Source organism: Gaiella sp. (assembly GCF_035710885.1).
Classification (GTDB): domain Bacteria; phylum Actinomycetota; class Thermoleophilia; order Gaiellales; family Gaiellaceae; genus Gaiella.
In genome coordinates, this window is sequence record NZ_DASTCS010000041.1 from 19,547 (window position 1) to 36,886 (window position 17,340).

General features: G+C 72.6%; 16 protein-coding genes. 11 read left to right on the forward strand and 5 right to left on the reverse strand.

Annotation, left to right across the window (positions count from 1 at the left end; genetic code table 11):
• The first annotated feature begins 28 nt into the window (after nt 1–28).
• From VFO26_RS09660 to VFO26_RS09670, 3 genes are read left to right on the forward strand one after another with little or no spacing between them, the layout of a single operon-like run.
• Nucleotides 29–874 (forward strand): cytochrome c oxidase assembly protein, encoded by an 846-nt coding sequence (locus tag VFO26_RS09660; protein WP_325114754.1) that lies wholly within the window; start codon nt 29–31, stop codon nt 872–874.
• The gene (locus tag VFO26_RS09665) at nt 874–1,668 is read left to right on the forward strand and encodes a cytochrome c oxidase assembly protein (RefSeq protein ID WP_325114755.1); all 795 of its coding nucleotides are present in this window, start codon (nt 874–876) and stop codon (nt 1,666–1,668) included. Before VFO26_RS09660 ends, VFO26_RS09665 begins: the two co-directional genes overlap by 1 nt.
• 20 nt (nt 1,669–1,688) lie before the next feature.
• Nucleotides 1,689–2,813, forward strand: a complete 1,125-nt coding sequence (locus tag VFO26_RS09670) for a VIT1/CCC1 transporter family protein (RefSeq protein ID WP_325114756.1) — start codon at nt 1,689–1,691, stop codon at nt 2,811–2,813.
• Here the strand turns inward: VFO26_RS09670 and VFO26_RS09675 are convergent.
• A complete protein-coding gene (locus VFO26_RS09675; RefSeq protein ID WP_325114757.1) occupies nt 2,774–5,083 on the reverse strand; it encodes a propanediol/glycerol family dehydratase large subunit in 2,310 nt (769 codons plus the stop codon). The genes VFO26_RS09670 and VFO26_RS09675 overlap by 40 nt on opposite strands.
• Nucleotides 5,076–5,489 (reverse strand): diol dehydratase small subunit, encoded by a 414-nt coding sequence (locus VFO26_RS09680; protein WP_325114758.1) that lies wholly within the window; start codon nt 5,487–5,489, stop codon nt 5,076–5,078. The genes VFO26_RS09675 and VFO26_RS09680 overlap by 8 nt, the downstream gene beginning before the upstream one ends.
• Before the next feature lie 23 nt (nt 5,490–5,512).
• Between VFO26_RS09680 and VFO26_RS09685 the strand changes: the two genes are divergently transcribed.
• From VFO26_RS09685 to glgP, 5 genes are all read left to right on the forward strand, one after another.
• Entirely contained in the window at nt 5,513–6,244 is a 732-nt protein-coding gene (locus VFO26_RS09685) for an SDR family NAD(P)-dependent oxidoreductase (protein WP_325114759.1), read from the forward strand.
• Nucleotides 6,245–6,264: 20 nt separating this feature from the next.
• On the forward strand, nt 6,265–7,113 hold the full coding sequence (locus VFO26_RS09690; RefSeq protein ID WP_325114760.1) for a fumarylacetoacetate hydrolase family protein: 849 nt from the start codon (nt 6,265–6,267) through the stop codon (nt 7,111–7,113).
• Nucleotides 7,114–7,126: 13 nt separating this feature from the next.
• Complete coding sequence (locus tag VFO26_RS09695; protein ID WP_325114761.1) at nt 7,127–8,590, forward strand: aldehyde dehydrogenase family protein; 1,464 nt, start codon at nt 7,127–7,129, stop codon at nt 8,588–8,590.
• 57 nt (nt 8,591–8,647) lie between these two features.
• Nucleotides 8,648–9,577: an NAD(P)-dependent oxidoreductase gene (locus tag VFO26_RS09700; protein WP_325114762.1), complete on the forward strand. Its 930-nt coding sequence runs from the start codon at nt 8,648–8,650 to the stop codon at nt 9,575–9,577.
• Nucleotides 9,578–9,739: 162 nt separating this feature from the next.
• Nucleotides 9,740–11,905: an alpha-glucan family phosphorylase gene (gene glgP, locus VFO26_RS09705; RefSeq protein WP_325114763.1), complete on the forward strand. Its 2,166-nt coding sequence runs from the start codon at nt 9,740–9,742 to the stop codon at nt 11,903–11,905.
• Here the strand turns inward: glgP and VFO26_RS09710 are convergent.
• From VFO26_RS09710 to VFO26_RS09720, 3 genes are read right to left on the reverse strand one after another with little or no spacing between them, the layout of a single operon-like run.
• A complete protein-coding gene (locus VFO26_RS09710; RefSeq protein WP_325114769.1) occupies nt 11,890–13,062 on the reverse strand; it encodes a CynX/NimT family MFS transporter in 1,173 nt (390 codons plus the stop codon). The genes glgP and VFO26_RS09710 overlap by 16 nt on opposite strands.
• Entirely contained in the window at nt 13,059–13,721 is a 663-nt protein-coding gene (locus VFO26_RS09715) for a GntR family transcriptional regulator (RefSeq protein ID WP_325114764.1), read from the reverse strand. The genes VFO26_RS09710 and VFO26_RS09715 overlap by 4 nt, the downstream gene beginning before the upstream one ends.
• A gap of 52 nt (nt 13,722–13,773) precedes the next feature.
• Nucleotides 13,774–14,424 (reverse strand): fumarylacetoacetate hydrolase family protein, encoded by a 651-nt coding sequence (locus VFO26_RS09720; protein ID WP_325114765.1) that lies wholly within the window; start codon nt 14,422–14,424, stop codon nt 13,774–13,776.
• 75 nt (nt 14,425–14,499) lie between these two features.
• On the opposite strand from VFO26_RS09720, the gene VFO26_RS09725 reads away from it, so the two are divergent.
• The 3 genes from VFO26_RS09725 to VFO26_RS09735 form a co-directional block, all read left to right on the forward strand.
• Entirely contained in the window at nt 14,500–15,960 is a 1,461-nt protein-coding gene (locus VFO26_RS09725; protein WP_325114766.1) for an FAD-linked oxidase C-terminal domain-containing protein, read from the forward strand.
• 8 nt (nt 15,961–15,968) lie between these two features.
• Complete coding sequence (locus VFO26_RS09730; RefSeq protein ID WP_325114767.1) at nt 15,969–16,862, forward strand: FAD-binding oxidoreductase; 894 nt, start codon at nt 15,969–15,971, stop codon at nt 16,860–16,862.
• Between the two features lie 4 nt (nt 16,863–16,866).
• Nucleotides 16,867–17,340 (forward strand): 4Fe-4S dicluster domain-containing protein (locus VFO26_RS09735; RefSeq protein WP_325114768.1); only part of this gene is annotated, 474 nt, incomplete at its 3' end.

A 17,340-nucleotide genomic window follows, 5' to 3' on the forward strand; every position in this document is an offset into this window, starting at 1 on the left:
TCCGTTCCCACGGGGCTACCGTGAGGCCGTGACGACGCTCGCGGCGACTGCCTCGGACGATCTCTGGAAGGCCTGGTCGTTCGACCCGCTCGTGCTGGCCGCGGCGGCCGTGGCGGTGGCGTTCTTCGGGCAGGGGTGGCGGCGGCTCCACCGTCGCCGCCCGGAGCTCGCGCCCTGGTCGCGCTGGCCCCTCTTCCTCGCCGGCGTCGCAATCGTCGTGCTCGGGATCGTCTCGCCCCTCGACGCGATCGCCGAGGAGTACCTGCAGTCCGCGCACATGTTGCAGCACGTGCTGATCGCCGACCTCGGCGTCGCGCTCGCGCTGGTCGCGGTGCGCGGCCCGCTGTCGATGTTCTTCCTCCCCCGCGACCTGCTCGCCCCCCTCGCGCGGATGCAGCGGCTGCGTCGCTTGCTGTCCTTCCTGCTGCGCCCACGGGTCGCGGTGGCACTCTGGCTCGCCGTGCTCGTCGCATGGCACGTGCCGGCCCTCTACGACGCCGCGCTGCGGCACCCGCTGCTGCACCGGGTCGAGCACCTCTCGTTCGTCCTCGTCGGAGCGCTCGTCTGGACGCTGCTGGTCGACCCGGCCGGGCAGGGACGGCTGAGCGTGAACGGACGCATCGGGCTGGCCGTCGTCATGCTGTGGATGGGACAGCTGCTGGCGTACGCCCTCGTCTTCTCGTTCCACCCGTACTACGACGTGTACACGGAGCAGCCCGAGCGGCTGTTCGGGCTCTCCCCGCTCGGCGACCAGAAGCTGGCGGGCGTCGTGATGATGACGGAGCAGCTCCTGACGCTCGGCCTCGCGCTCGCCCTTCTCCTCCTCGTGGCGCGTCGCCGCGCCGTTCCCGGCGCGACGCCCGAGCCTGTCTGATGCCGCCCTCTCCCTGGTCGTTCACGTTCGAGCCGCTGTTCCTCGTGCTGGCCGGCGTCGCGGTGGTGCTCTACGTCCGCGCGTGGCGGAGAGCTCCCGGGCCGCCCTGGCGCGCCTGGTGCTTCGGCGCGGGCGTCGTGCTCGTGGTCGGCGCGCTCAACTCGCCGCTCGGGACGATCGCGATCGAGTACCTCGTCCTCTTCCACCTGCTGCAGAACGTGATGATCAGCGACTGGGCGCCGCCGCTCCTCCTGATCGGGCTGACACCGGCGATGCGGGGGGCGGTCGCAGCACACGGGGGCCGCTGGTTCGCGTCGCTGACACGGCCGACCGTCGCCCTTCCGGTCTGGCTGGTCGGCTGGTACGTCGTCCACCTGAGCGCGTTCTACGACGCCGCTGTGCGCAACCCCCTCCTCCTCGCGCTCGAGCACGCCTTCCTGATCGCAATCGGCGTCCTCTTCTGGTGGCCGGTCATCTGTGACGTCCCGCGCGCGGCGGCGACGCTCACCCGGATCGGCTACGTCTTCGCCGCCTTCGTCTTCTCGGCCTTCCTCGGCCTCGCGCTCACCTTCTCGCCTCCCGTCTACGACTACTACGAGTCGCGTCCCGAGCGCCTCTGGGGGATCACGGCGGAGCAGGACCAGAACCTGGGCGGGATCCTGATGTCCACCGAGCAGGCGCTCGTGTTCTTCGCCGCGATCGTGTGGCTCCTCGTGCGGCTGTTCCGCGAGGAAGCCGAGGCGGAGGAGCGCCTCGCCGCCGAGCAGCGCGCCGCCGGGCTGCGCGAGCACTAGAGGCTCTAGGGTCCGTCCGGATGAGCGAGATCGCAACCGATCCCGCGACGATCGAGCGCTGGAAGGCGACGCGCAGGGACGAGCTGGACGCCGAGGCGATCTACGTGGCCCTCGCCCGGTCCGAGGTCCATCCCGAGCGACAGGAGCTGTTCACGCAGATCGCGGCGGACGAGCGCCGCCACGCGGATCACTGGAATGCCCGCTTGCTGGAGGTCGGCGTCGATCCCGGGCCGGCCGACCCTTCCCAGCGCGCACGGATCCTCTGCCGGCTCGCCGGGGACTTCGGGGACACGGTCGTCGTGCCGATCATGCGGGATCGCGAGCTGCTGTCGACCGAGGCCTACCTCGACGAGTCGGGCGTGTTCAGTCGGGACGAGGAGCGGCACGCCCGGACGCTCGCCGCCCTCGTCGGCGACACGCGCGGCGAGCCGATCGGGCGGGCGCTGGCGCGCCTCCAGCGTGGTCGGGCGGCCGGTGGGAACGCGCTCCGCGCGGCGGTGCTCGGCGTGAACGACGGCCTCGTGTCCAACGCCAGCCTCGTGATGGGCGTCGCCGGCGCCGGGGTCGCCTCCGAGGACATCCTGATCACCGGCGTGGCGGGGTTGATCGCCGGTGCCGCCTCCATGGCGATGGGCGAGTGGATTTCGGTCCAGTCCAGCAGGGAGCTGAGCGAGCGGGAGCTCGCGGTCGAGGAGGCGCACATCGCCGCGTCACCGGACGTGGAGCGGGCCGAGCTGGCGCTCGTCTACGAGCAGAAGGGGCTCAGCCCCCGTGAGGCGGGACAGGTCGCAGAGCGGCTCTCGGCCGATCCGGTCACCGCGCTCGACAGCCACGCGCGCGAGGAGCTCGGGATCGATCCGGACGAGCTCGGTGGCTCCCCGTGGGTGGCGGCGGGCACGTCCTTCGCCCTCTTCATCCTCGGGGCGATCCTGCCGATCATCCCGTTCACGTTCCTGTCCGGGAATGCCGCGGTCGGCCTGGCGCTCGCGATCTCCGCGGCGGGGCTCTTCGGGATCGGCGCCGCGATCACCCTGCTGACGGGGAGGAGCGTGCTCCGCTCGGGGACCCGCCAGCTCCTCTTCGGCGCGGCGGCGTTCGCCGCGACCTACGGGATCGGCGCGCTGTTCGGCACCGCGGTCGGCTGAGCCTCGGCCGGCCTGTCCCTCGCGGCGCCCGGCGCGTCGTTCAGCAGGGCCAGCTCGACCGGGGGCGCCCCTGCGACCACCGCGCGCGCCTCCTGGGCGTGGAGCAGCGTCGTCCGCACGATGAGCTTGGCCCGCGCGAAGTTGTCGAGCTCCGTCGGCACCGGGCCTACACGCCGCCCGAGCGCGTACCCCGCCGCATTGCGCCCCATCGCCCGGTAGCTCTCGAGGGTGTAGAGCGGGCTCATCCCGAAGAGCTCCAGGTTGTCGAGCGGCTGGAGGTCGGCGCGGTGGATCACCGCCGTCCCCTTCGACTGGAGGCCGAGGGCGATCCCGGAGCCGGAGAGCCTAGCCCCGTCGTGCGCGATGAAGGCCACGTCCGCAGCCCGCCGTATCCGCACCACGCGAGCGACCGCGCCGCCCTCTCTCAGGCCGTCGAGGACCGCCGCGAGCACCTCGTCGTGGCCGAGCCCGGCGATCGTCTCGCGCGACCCGTCGGCGAACGCCGGCCCCACGGCGACGACGACCTCGGACCCATCGTTGCCCGGGCCGGCCGTCCCGCGCTCCTCCACGACCGGCTCCGCGTCCGCGACGGCGGCCCCGAGAAGCCGGGGGTCGACGACGTGCGGGAGTGCCTGCAGCAGCTCCCAGCGCTCACCTTCGAGGCGGTAGCCCGTCCCGGGCCCCAGGTACAGGTTGGGGTCGTTGACCGCGGAGCGCACCAGTCCGTCGGGCTCGATCACCGCGGAGGTCTGCAGGTAGTCGGCCGAGACCCGCTGCCGCAGCATCCCGACGACGGCCTCGGCCGTGTCCGCGAACCCCCGCCGGTCGAGCGCCAGCGCGACGTCGAGCGCGGACACCCCGCGTGCGAGCAGCTCGTCGGCCGCCTCGACGTCGGCCGCCCGGTCGCGGTCGGGGACGTCGCCGCTCCCGTGGGCGAGCGTCGCGGCGTCGACCTCGGTGTCCGTGACCGGCGGCAGGCCGAGCTCCGCGAAGACCGCCTGCACGGCGCGGGCGGCTCGCTCGCGCACGCGCAGGGCCTCGTCCTCCGAGACCGGCTCGATCCCCCCGTCGACCTGCCAGTCCCGCTGGATCGTGAGCCACTCGTCGAGGTCGTCGGCGTCGTAGTTGCCGCCGCCGAAGGTGTTGTCGCGGCGGGGCATCACGGAGTACCCGGAGGTGACGAAGTCCGTCCCGGGGAGGAGCTGTCCCATCAGCTTGGCGGTCTTGCGGATCGGCGAGTGCGACGCGATCGCGTCGTTCCCGGAGGCGACCTCCAGGTCGAGCCACGCGGCGAGGACGTTCTCGGCGAGGATCGCGCGCGTCCCGCCCGGCAGCGCCAGGACGAGGGCGACGCACGAGATGGAGCCGTTCTGCACACCCTGCGCGCCCGCGGCTCGTACGACCGACACGCAGCGCGCCTCGAGGTAGAGCATCGAGAGCCCCTGCGCGTGGCCCATCAGCGCCTCCGACCCGGTCCCGGAGGTGAAGCGCACCTTCACGCCGCGCGAGGCGTACGCGGAGGCGAGGAACGCCTTCGACCACGGGGTGTCGTCGCCGTCGGCGAACACGGGCTCGGTGCCGTAGACGGACAGCGTCTCGGCGTACGTGACCAGCCCGCGGATCGCGAGCTCGAGATTCCGACGCTCCTCGACGGCGCACTGCGTCATCACCCCCGGACGCCCGACCTGCGACCCGACGAGCAGCGCGAGGGCGTTGAGCGGCGCATAACGGGCGACACCGACGGTCGTCTCGAGCTCGTCGAACCCTCGTCTGGCGGCCTCCGCAGCGTCCGCCGCCAGCAGCGCGGGGCTCTCCTTCAGGTTCGTCACATGAGCCTGGTTGCCGGGGTCGCGCCGGGCGCGCAGCTTCTTCAGTGCCATCATCAGCTCGACCGGGTCGAGCATCCCGACGACGCGGGCCAGCTTGGCCGGCGTCAGCCCGCGACCGAGCCGCACGAGCTCGTCGCGCGGCACGTCGATGTCCACCAGCATCCGCGCGACGCGCTCGTCCGGCAGCGCCATGGCCTCACCGGCGACCTCGAGGTCGAGCCCATGGGCGACGAGGAACCGGTCGATCACGTCGAACTCCGAGCTGTCCCGCCCGTCGAGCCGGGTGACGACCCCGCCCACGACACGGAGCTCGGGCGCGGGATCGGACGGCCCGTCCGCCGCCACGAGACCCAGCTCGGCCCAGGGCTCGACGAGGACCTCGCGCCGCAGCTCCGTGCCCTCGCGGGCCGCGAAGCGGCGGCTCCGCCGCGCGTCAGCCATGCGCCAGCAGGCCCCGCACGTCGTACGCATCCGCAGCCTCGCGCACGAAGGCAGCGTTCCGGGGCGCTCCCAGCTCCTCCAGCCTGGCAGCACACTCTTCGAGCTCCTCGGACGACGAGCGGCCGGGCCGGAGCGCCGTGTAGATCGCCAGCAGCTCCTCGTCGGGGACACGGGTGAGCTCCGCCGCCCGCTCCAGCGCCTCGCCGAGCTGGGACCGGCCGCCTGCGCGCGCGACCTCGGCCTGCAGGCCGAGCGTCTCCCCGGTGGCCCGCACGTCGGCCGCCACGAGCGTCCCGTCTCGCGCCGCGTCGAGCGTGACGTCGTCCAGGCCGAGCCCGGACGGCGTCGTCACCAGATCGGGGCGGCGCGACCCGAGCGGGTAGTCGGTGACGGGATCGAACCCCACGGGGAGAAGTTAGGCTAGCCGCCGTGGCGCGGACGAACGACGATCGTTTCGCCGGCCGCGTCGCGCTCGTCACCGGAGGCTCGAGCGGCATCGGCGCGGCCACGGCGCGGCGCCTGATGGCCGAGGGCGCGACGGTCGCGTCCCTCGACGTCGACGGGGGGGCACCGGAGGGCGCGCTCGCGCTCGCCGGCGACGTCTCGCTGTCCGCCGACGTGGACGCGGCGGTGGCGCGCGCAGCCGCGGAGCTCGGGCCGATCGACATCCTCGTCTGCTCCGCCGGCATCACGGGTGCGTCGCTGTCCACCGTCGACGTCACGGACGAGGAGTGGAAACGGGTCATGGCGATCGACGCCGACGGCGTCTTCTTCTGCAACCGCGCAGTCCTCCCCGGCATGACCGAGCGCGGGTACGGCAGGATCGTCAACGTGGCGTCGATCGCGGGCAAGGAAGGCAACCCGATGGCGGCTGCCTACTCGGCCGCGAAGGCGGCGGTGATCGCGCTGACGAAGTCGATCGGCAAGGACGTCGCGCGCACCGGCGTGATCGTCAACTGCATCGCCCCGGCCGTGATCGAGACGCCGATCCTCGCGGGCCTCTCCGAAGAGCACGTCGACTGGATGATCGAGCGCGTCCCCATGGGCCGGATGGGAACCGCCGACGAGGTCGCGTCACTCGCGTGCTGGCTCGCCAGCGAGGAGTGCTCCTTCTCGACCGGCGCGACGTACGACATCTCCGGAGGCCGGGCGGTCTACTGATGCGCCGCATCATCCGCTGGGTGGATTCAGCGGGCCGCGTGTCGGTCGGCGTCGAGGTGGACAGCGAGGGTCACTTCCGCAGGCTGTCCGGGGTCACGGATCCCATGCAGTTCCTGGAGGGGGAGATGTTCTCGCCCGAGGGCAGCCCGGTGACACCGGCCGACCCGTACAGCCTCGAGCTCGACTCGGGGCTCACGCTCATCTCGCCGCTCGACCCGCCGGAGGTGTGGTGCGCCGGGGTCACCTACGAGCGGAGCAGGAACGCACGCGTGGAGGAGAGCGCCGTGCAGGACGTGTACGACCTCGTCTACGACGCGCACCGGCCGGAGCTCTTCCTCAAGGACGCAGGATCCCGGCGCACGGTCGGGCCCGGCGAGCCCATCGGGATCCGAGGCGACTCGACCTGGAACGTCCCGGAGCCGGAGATCGGGCTCGTGATCGGCGAGCGGGGCAAGATCCTCGCCTACACGATCGGCAACGACGTCTCGTCCAGGGAGATCGAGGGCGCGAACCCCCTCTACCTGAGCCAGGCCAAGGTGTACGCCGGGGCGTGCGCGATCGGCCCGTCTCTCTACATCCCGCCGCGCGAGCCACTCGGCTTCCAGATCATCATGCGGATCTCGGACGAGGAAGGCGAGGTGCTGTACGAGGACAAGACCTCGACGACCCAGATGGTGCGCAGCTTCGACGAGCTGTCGGCCTGGCTCGTCAAGGACAATCCCGTGCCGCCGGGGTCGGTGCTCCTCACGGGCACCGGGCTCGTCCCGCCCGAGTCGTTCAGCCTCGTTCCGGGAAACTGGGTGGAGATCCATGTCCCCGAGGTGGGCACGCTGGTGAACCCCGTGGCGCTCGCCACCTCACTGCTCTGAAAGGGGGCGCAAGATGACCGAGACGCTGACCGGGACGCCCGCGCGGAACTACGTCGGCGGCGAATGGCTCGAGGCAGGCTCGGGCGAGACCTACGAGAAGCTCGACCCCTGGCGCCCGTCCGAGACGTGCGGGGTCTACCAGGCATCCGGCGCGGAGGACGCGCACGCGGCGATCGTCGCAGCAAGGGAGGCATTCCCGGGCTGGGCCGCCCTGCCCGCGCCCGCGCGCGCCGCGTTCTTCCACCGCGCGGCCGACGCGCTCGACGCGCGCTCGGAGCGGATCGCCCGGGACATGACGGCGGAGATGGGCAAGCCCCTGCGCGAGGCGCGCATGGAAGCCTCCCGCGCAGCGACGATCCTCCGCTTCGCCGCGGGCGAGGCCTGGCGCCCGATCGGCGAGGTCTACGCCGCGTCCGTGCCCATGCAGCGGCTCTACACGGTCCGACGCCCGCTCGGCGTGGTGGGCCTGATCACGCCGTGGAACTTCCCGATCGCGATCCCGGTGTGGAAGCTCGCACCCGCATTGATCCACGGCAACGCCGTCGTGCTGAAGCTCGCGTGGGATGCGCCCAGGACCGGGTTGCACGTGGCGGAGTGCTTCGCCGAGGCGGGGCTGCCCGCGGGCGTTCTCAACGTGCTCACCGGCTCGGGCTCGAAGGTCGGCGCCGCTCTCGTCGAGAGCCCGGACGTTCGGGCAATCTCGTTCACCGGCTCGGTCGCCGTCGGTCACGGTGTTCGAGAGGCCGCCACCGCTCGGGGCTGCCGCGTGCAGCTCGAGCTCGGAGGCCAGAACCCGCTCGTCGTGATGGCGGACGCCGAGCTCGAACGCGCCGCAGAGGCCGCCTACGCGGGCGCCTTCTGGTCCGCCGGCCAGAAGTGCACCGCCACGCGCAGGATCCTCGTGCAGGAGGGCGTGTACGACGCCTTCCGGGAGAAGCTCCTCGCACGGATCGCGGCGGGCCGGGTCGGCGACCCGGCAGACCCCGAGACGGAGGTCGGCCCGCTCGTCAACGAGGGCGCGTTGGAGGACGTCCTCGCGGCCGTCGAGCGCGGACGGAACGAGGGCGGGGCCGTCGCCGCCGGCGGCACGCGCGGCGAGGGCGAGGGATTCCTCGTCGAGCCCACCGTGTTCGAGGACGTGGCCGACGACGCGTACCTGTCCTGCGAGGAGGTCTTCGGACCGGTCACCTCGCTCTACCGGTTCGCCACCCTCGACGAGGCGCTCGAGCGCGCGAACGCCGTGCCCTTCGGCCTCTCCGCGTCGATCTTCACCCGCGACCTCCACGCGGTCCAGCGCTTCTCCGAGGAGCAGCAGGCCGGCATCCTCCACGTCAACTCGCAGACGGCGGGCGCCGATGTACACGTCCCCTTCGGGGGGATCAAGGGATCCGGTTTCGGCCCGCACGAGCAGGGCCGGGCCGCGCTCGAGTTCTTCACGGAAGCGGTGACGGTCTACCAGGACGCCCCGCTTGCCTGAGCCGAAACCGCGAGGGGCGTGGCTTCGGCCTCGCCCCCCTCTCCCCCTTCGCCCGGCGTGAGCGAGCGCTTCCTCGTCACCGGCGTCCTCGGCTGCCTCGGCGCGTGGGTCGCCCGGGCGGTGCTGGCAGACGGAGCCGAGGTGGTCGGCTACGACCTCGGGGAGGACGTCTCCCGGCTGCGGCTCGTGCTGGGCGAGGAGGCCGATCGGATCACGGTCGTGCACGGCGACATCACCGACCTCGACGCACTCGAATGGACACTGGACGAGCACCGGATCACCCGTGTCGTGCATCTCGCGGCGCTCCAGGTGCCGTTCGTGCGCGCGGACCCCCCGCTCGGGATGCGGGTCAACGTCGCGGGCACGGTGAACGTGCTCGAGGCGGTGTCCAGGCGGCTCGACCGGATCCCCGGCGTCGCGTACGCGAGCTCCACCGCGGTCTACGGCCCGTCCGACCCGTCCCCGGCGCCCGAGTCCGGCGGGGTCACGCCCGGGACGCTCTACGGCGTCTCCAAGCTCGCCGACGAGGGCATGGCCCGGGTCTACGCAGCCGACGCCGGACTGCCGTCGATCGGCCTGCGCCCGTACATCGTGTACGGGCCGGGCCGCGACCAGGGAATGACCTCGGGGCCCACCGCGGCGATGCTCGCCGCCGTGCGCGACGAGCCGTACGAGATCGGCTTCACGGGCCCCGCGCAGTACGACTACGCGCCCGACGTCGCCCGTGCCTTCGTGACGGCGGCCTCGTCGAGCCGCCCCGGCGCGGCGGTCTACAACGCGCCCGGTGTCCCGGCCACCGTCGAGGACGTCGTCGCCGAGATCCGGGCGATCGTGCCGGAGGCCCAGATCACCTGGGGCGGCGACGCGCTGCCGTTCCCGGCCGAGCTCGAGGCGACCGGGTTCGACCGCGACGTCGGATCTTTCCCGCGCACGCCGCTGAGCGTCGGCGTCGCCGCCACCATCGCCCACTTCCGCGCCGCCGGCTAGCGCCGGTCGGCTAGCTTGGGGCGCCGTGAGCAACGCTCGCCTTCGGCTCGCGTTCGTGGGGGAAGCCATGTTCTCCCCACGAGCCCCCTTCCTCTGGAATGCGTGGGGAACCTCCCGGTTCCCCACACCCCTCCCCGCTCATTGGGCAACCGGGGTCGGCACATGAGCGCGACGCGGATCGTGGACATCGGGGCGCTGCCCGGCGCGCGGGAGGCGGACGAGCGGGCCGCCGAGCTCGCTCTGCGGCTGCCCGGTGCGCTCGCGCCGCTCGCGCGCATCGCCCTCGACTACCGCTGGGCGTGGGATGCGGACGGGCCGGAGCTGTTCCGCGCCCTCGACCCGCACGCCTGGGAGATCAACGACCGCAACCCCGTGCGCCAGCTCGCCGACCTCACCACGCACGCCGCGGAGATCGCCGCCTCGCACGTTCCGACGCTCGAGCGGATCGCCCGCGTGGCTCGCGTGCTCGAGGAGGACAAGGCACGCCCGGAGACGCCCGTCGACGGAGTCGGCGGACCGGTGGTCTTCGTCTGCGCCGAGTTCGGCATCCACCAGTCGCTGCCCATCTACTCGGGTGGCCTCGGGGCGCTCGCCGGGGACATCCTCAAGGAGGCGAGCGACCTCGCGCTGCCGATGATCGGCGTCGGTCTGCTTTACCGCAAGGGCTACTTCCACCAGCGCGTCGACCGCAACGGTCTGCAGCACGAGTACTGGACGCAGATCATGCCGGAGCGCCTGCCGACGGTGCAGGTGCTGGACGAGCTCGGCGCCCCCCTCAGGCTCGCCTTCCCGCTGTTCGGGCGTGAGGTGGCCTTCCACGTCTGGCGGGCCGAGATCGGGCGGGTGCCGCTCTACCTGCTCGACGCGGAGCTCGAGGAGAACGACCCCGTCGACCGGTGGATCACGGCGCGGCTCTACGAGGGCAACCCGCTCACCCGGCTGGGGCAGTACGGGCTGCTCGGGCTCGGGACGGTCCGCATGCTGCGGGCGCTCGGGATCGAGCCGGGCGTGCTGCACTTCAACGAAGGGCACCCGGCGCTGGCGGCGCTCGAGCTCGCATCGGAGCAGGTCGCGAGCGGCGTCCCGCTCGACGAGGCGCTGGCCGCTGCGAGGGAGCGATGCGTGTTCACGACGCACACGCCGGTCCCCGCCGGGAACGAGACGTACGAGAGGTCGTCCTTCCTCGAGGCCTTCGCAGATCTCCCCGCGCGTCTCGGCATGGACGCGGAGCGGTTCCTCGACCTCTGCCGGACCCGGCCGGGGACCGACGAGTGGCCCGGGATGACGCCGCTCGCGCTCCGGCTCTCGCGCCGGGCGAACGGAGTCAGCCTGCGCCACGGCCAGGTGGCGCGCGAGATCTGGCGGCCTCTCTACGGCGACGTGCCCGCGGACGAGGTGCCGATCACGCACGTGACGAACGGCGTGCACCTGCCGACCTTCCTCTCCACCCCGATGCGCGCGCTGCTCGATCGGCACCTCGGCGAGGAATGGCTCGGTCGGGCCGCCGAGCCCGAGACCTGGGCGCCGGTCGAGGACATCCCCGACGAGGAGCTCTGGGCCGCCCGCAACGACGCGCGGCGCCTGCTCGTCGACTACGTGAAGGCGAAGTCCGTACAGGACCGGCTCCTTCGGGGCGAGGATCCCGAGAGCGTCAAGGCCGTCGCGGAGACGTTCACCGCCGACACGTTGACGCTCGGGTTCGCGCGGCGGATCGCGACCTACAAGCGGCTGTTCCTGCTCACGTACGACCCGGAGCGCGTGCGCCGGATCTTCGCGGACGGTTCCCCGGTGCAGATGGTCGTCGCGGGCAAGGCGCACCCCCTCGACGACAACGCGAAGCAGATGCTCGTCGACGCGTTCGGCCTCTCGCAGTCCATCGGCATCACGTCGCGCGTCGTGTTCCTCGAGGACTACGACCTCTCCGTCGCCGCGCCGATCGTGGGCGGCTGCGACGTGTGGCTCAACGTGCCGCGCCCGCCGCAGGAGGCGAGCGGCACGAGCGGGATGAAGTCGGCCGCGAACGGCGGCCTCAACCTCAGCGTGCTCGACGGCTGGTGGGTCGAGGGCTACGACGGGCAGAACGGCTGGGAGATCGACGGCGCCCGGCGCGACGGCGAGGACGAGACGGCGCAGGACGCACGGCACGCGCACGCCCTCTACGACCTCCTCGAGCAGCACGTGATCCCGCTGTTCCACGAGCGGGACGCCGACGGCGTCCCCCGGCGCTGGCTCGCGATGGTGAAGCGCTCGCTCGTCACCAACGGCCCGCGCTTCTCGGCGGCGCGAATGGTCGGGGAGTACGCGCAGCGAATCTATCCGCCGGCGTAGCGGAGCGCGGGGCGCGGGAGCACGTTGACGAGCCCGACCATCACCACCAGGAAGGCCGCGCAGACCCACAGGACCGCGTCGAACGACCCCGTCACGTCCCGCACTGCGCCGAGGACGAAGGGCGAGACGGCGGCGAGGGAGTAGCCGCCGCCGAGCATCAGCCCGACGAGGGCCCCCACGCGCTCGCGCGTCGACTCGAAGTCGAGCGGGAGGGTCATCACCAGCGCGAACGCCCCTCCCTGGGAGATCCCGGCGAGCAGCGCCCAGAAGTAGGCGGCCCCGGGGACGGCGACGAGCCCCACTGCGCCCGTCGCGAACACGATGCTCATCCCGATCAGCCACGGCCGGCGGCCGCCGTGCCGGTCGGACAGCCAGGGGACGAGGAACGAGCAGGGAATGGCGGTGAGGTTCATCGCGGCGAGCAGCAGGCCCGCCGACTCGTCGCTCCAGCCGCGCTCGCCATAGGCGTCCGGAAGCCATGCGTTGAGGCCGTAGTACGCCGAGCCCATGCAGGCGAAGATCGCGACGAGCAACCAGGCGGTGCGCGACCGCCACGGGAGGCGGGGCACGAGCACGGCCGGGCGCACGTGAGCCTCCCCACCCCGCTCGAGCACTGTCCACGCGAGCGCGACGACACAGGCTGCGACGGAGAGGGCGATCAGGGCCCCTCGCCAGCCGCCGAGCAGCCCCGCGAGCGGCACGGCGACCGCCGCGGAGATCGTCGAGCCGAGCTGGATGCCGGTCGTGTAGACGCCGGTGCCCGTCGCCGGGCGCTCGGGCACCGTCTCCCGCACGGCGAGCGGCGCGAGGGCGTTCCCGAGCCCCATGCCGAGGCCGACGCCCCACGTGAGCAGGACGACGAGCCACGCGCCCGGTGCGAGCGCGCGGAGCACGCCGAAGGTCCCGATCAGCACGAGCCCGATCGTCATCGCCCGGCGCGTCCCGAGGCGGGCGGAGAGGTAGGCGGCGAGCGGGGCGAACAGCCCCATACAGAGCACGGGGATCGTCCCCAGCAGGCCCACGAGCGCGTGCGAGGCGTCGAGGTCCTCCTGGATCTCGTCGATCAGCGGCCCGACGCCGACGATCTGCGGCCGCAGCGCGAGCGCGGCGAGGAACAGCCCCGAGAGAGCCGCGCCGGTCGAGCCCCTCTTGGTCAGCGGGTGGCGGCCTCTGCGCGCTTCGCGCGCTGGCGGGCGATGCGCGCGAACTCCTCCACGTGCCTTCTCGCTTCCCGGCCAGCGGCCCCGGGCTTGCGCGAGCGAATCGCTTCGAGGATCGGGACGTGCTTCTCGGCGGCCTCGTCCGGCTCGACGTACGTCCCGTAGAGGGAGATCGTGATCCGTCCCTCGACGCCGAGGGACTTCCAGCACTGCTCGAGCACCGGGTTGCCCGCGGCCTCGACCATCAGGCGGTGGAACGCGATGTCGTGCCGCACCAGCGCGTTCAGGTCACCCCGCCGGGCGGCGGCGCGCATCTCGTCGACCTCGCGCTCGAGGACGGCGACGTCCCCGTCGAGCAGCTTCGACGCCTCCTTCGCGGCGAGCTCCTCGAGGACGGCTCGGACCGGATAGACCTCGATCAGCTCGTCGTCGCCGAATGCACGGACACGCGCGCCACGGAACGGCTCGGACTCCACCATGCGCAGAAGCTCCAGGTCGCGGAGCGCCTCGCGCACCGGCGCCTGGCTCGTCCCCAGCTCGCTCGCGATCCGGGTCTCGACGAGCCGCTCGCCGGGCTTCAGCTCGCCGCTGACGATCCGCTGCAGCAGGACGTCCTTCACCTGCTCGCGGAGCACGGTTCTCGAGATCGCGCTCATGACGGCCCGACGACTATCCGGCACCCGCGCTCCCTCCGTCAAGCTGCCGCGCTCACCCTGCCACGACCGGGTTGGTGAGCGACCCCACGCTGTCGACCTCGACGGTGATCTCGTCCCCGGGCTGTAGGAGCCGCTGCGGGTCACGGAAGACCCCGACGCCCGCAGGAGTGCCCGTCAGGATCAGGTCGCCGGCCTCGAGGGTCGATGTCTGCGAGGCGAAGCTGATCACCTCGTCGATCCCGAAGATCAGGTTCGCGGTGGTCGAGTCCTGCATCGTCTCGCCGTTCAAGATCGCGCGGATCGGGAGGGCATGCGGGTCGGTCACCTCGGCCGCGGGGACGAGAGGCCCCACGGGGCAGAACGTGTCCGGGGACTTCCCGCGCGTCCACTGGCCGTCGGCGAACTGGAGATCGCGAGCGGACACGTCGTTCGCGACGACGTAGCCCGCGACGGCCTCGAGGGCGTTCTCCTTCGACACGTTTCGCACCGTCGCGCCGAGCACGACGCCCAGCTCCGCCTCGTAGTCGCACTTCGTCACCACGGGGGGGATCACGATCGGATCGCCGGGCCCGATCAGGGCGGTCGTGTACTTGGCGAAGAAGAGCGGCGCGGCCGGAAGGTCGACGCCCTGCTCCTCCGCATGGTCTCTGTAGTTGAGCCCCACGCAGACGATCTTGCCGGGGCGCGCGATGGGTACCGTCATGGCGGTGACCCTAACCGATTGAGCGATCATCGATCATCGATGCTTTTCGGATCGGGCCGAAAGTAGGATCGGAGCATGGCGCTTCCGCCGGGATTCGTCGACGACCTCACGAGCATGTTGGGCGAGGCGTTCGTGATCATCGACGCCGATCGCCTCGCGACCTACGACTGCGACGGTCTCACCGGGTGGCGGGCCCAGCCCGCTTGCGTCGTCCTGCCCGGGTCGGCGGAGGACGTCCGAGCCGTGCTGCGCCTCTGCGCCCGCGACCGGGTGCCGTTCGTCGCGCGCGGCGCGGGCACCGGCCTCTCGGGCGGCGCGCTACCGGTCGCCGACGGTGTCGTCGTCTCCGTCGCGCGCATGAACCGGATCCTGGAGATCGATGTCGAGAGCGAGCGCGTGGTCGTCGAGCCCGGGGTCGCGAACCTCGACGTGACCCGCGCCGTCCAGGAGCACGGCTACTTCTACGCGCCCGACCCGTCGAGCCAGCAGGTGTGCACCATCGGCGGGAACGTCGCCGAGAACTCGGGCGGCGCGCACTGCCTCAAGCACGGGTTCACGGTCAACCACGTCACGGGGGCGAAGGTCGTGCTCCCGGACGGCGAGCTGCTCGAGCTGGGCGGCAAGGCGATCGACGGCGACGACGGCCCCGACCTGCTCGGCGTGCTTGTGGGTTCTGAGGGGACGCTCGGGATCGCGGTCGAGGTGACGCTCAGGATCGTGCGCGCGCCCGAGGCGGTTGTCACGCAGCTCGCCGCGTTCGCGTCCGTCGACGCGGCCGGAGACGCCGTCTCGCGCATCGTGGCGGCGGGGATCCTCCCCTCGGCGATGGAGATCATGGATCGCTTCACGATCCAGGCGGCGGAGCAGGCCTACCGTCCCGGCTACCCCGAGGGGGCGGGCGCGGTCCTGCTGGTCGAGCTCGACGGCGTGTCCGCGCAGGTCGACGAGGACACGGCGGCGGTGGAGGCGCTGTGCCGCGCGGCGGGCGCCTTCGAGATCCGCACCGCGAGCGACGCCGCCGAGCGCGCCCTCCTCTGGCTCGGGCGCAAGGGCGCGTTCGCGGCGATGGGCCGTGTCTCACCCGACTACTACGTCCAGGACGGCGTCGTCCCGCGCACGCGGCTCCCCGAGGTGCTGCGGCGCATCGACGAGCTCTCGGACGAGCACGGGCTCCGGGTCGGCAACGTGTTCCACGCAGGCGACGGCAACCTTCATCCGCTCGTCCTCTACGACGCCGCGGTCGACGGGCAATACGAGCGCGCCAAGGCACTCGCCGACGAGATCCTCGCCGCCTGCGTCGAGGCGGGCGGCTCCCTCACGGGCGAGCACGGGATCGGGGTCGACAAGGCGTGCGCGATGCCGTCGATGTTCTCCGAGCGCGACCTCGAGGCATTCGAGCGGGTACGGCGGGCGTTCGACCCCGACGGGCTCGCCAACCCGGGCAAGGTGATCCCCACGCCTCGGCTCTGCGGCGAGGTGCCGGGCCCCTACCGCGCACATCCGCTCGAGCGGCTCGGGCTCGCGGAGCGCTTCTAGTGCCCCTGATGCGGCCCGCCACCGTCGAGGAGGCGGCCGAGCTGCTCGCCGGCGCGAGCGCGGCGGGGCGGCGCGTGCGAATCGGGGAAGACCTCTCGACCGACGGCCTCGACCGGGTGCTCGAGCACGAGGCCGGCGATCTCACGTGCACCGTCGAGGCGGGGATCCGGCTCTCCGCGCTGCGGACGTCGCTGGCCGCCTCCGGCCAGCGGCTGTCCCTCGACCCGCCGGGCGACCCGACCGTCGGCGCATGTCTCGCCGGGCGGCTCTCGGGCCCGCTCTCCCACCGCTTCGGGACGCCCCGCGACCTCGTCCTCGGGGTCACGCTCGTCCTCGGCGACGGGACGATCGCGAGCTCCGGCGGCAAGGTCGTCAAGAACGTCGCCGGCTACGACCTCGGCAAGCTCGTCTGCGGCTCTGGCGGTAGCCTCGCACTGGTTGCGCGGGTCTCGCTCCGTCTGCACCCACTCCCCTCCACCTCCTCGACGCTCGTCGTCGAGACGGACGACCCGCCGAGCGTCGTGCGGGCGCTCCGGCACTCCGCGTTGCAGCCGAGCGCGCTGGACGTCCTGCACCCCGGCCGTGTCGCCGTGCTGTTCGAGGGGCGTGAGCGCGCTGTCGCGGCCCAGCTCGAGGCGGCCCGCGCGCTGGTCGGGGGCGAGGCGGCCGACACGGCCGTGTGGGACGAGGCGCGGGAGCGACAGGGCCGGTCTCTGGGGCGCCTCCGCTTCGCCCCGGCCGACCTCGGGAACACCCTCTCGACGCTCGGCGAGGCGGTCGTCCGCCCGTCGGCCGGGATCGCCTACGTGCCGCATCGTGTGGGCGGTGTGCCCGCCGCCGCGGCGCGCCGGCTGCAGCGCGCGCTGAAGGAGCGCTTCGACCCGGCCGGGGTGCTCGGGTGATCGCGTGATCGAGGAGCTGACGCGAGCGTGCGTCCACTGCGGCTTCTGCCTGCCGACGTGCCCCACCTACGTCCTCTGGAACGAGGAGATGGACTCGCCCCGCGGGCGCATTCAGCTGATGGAGAAGACCGCGCAGGGCACGCTGCGGCTGAGCCCGACCGTCGTCGAGCACTTCGACCGCTGCCTCGGCTGCATGGCGTGCGTCTCGAGCTGCCCCTCGGGCGTCCGCTACGACGTCCTGATCGAGGAGACCCGGCGCGTCGTCGAGGAGGAGCACACCCGGCCCCGCGCCGAACGGCTCCAGCGCCGGCTCCTGTTCGCCACGCTCCCCCATCCGCGACGGCTTCGGGCCGCGTTGCGCCTCGTGCCGCTCGCGCGTCGGCTTCCCGCCCCCGCCTGGGCGCGCCCGATGCTCGAGCTCGCGCCCGGGTGGCGCTCGGCCGCGCGTCCGGCACCGGTGACCCGAGCTTGTGGTGAT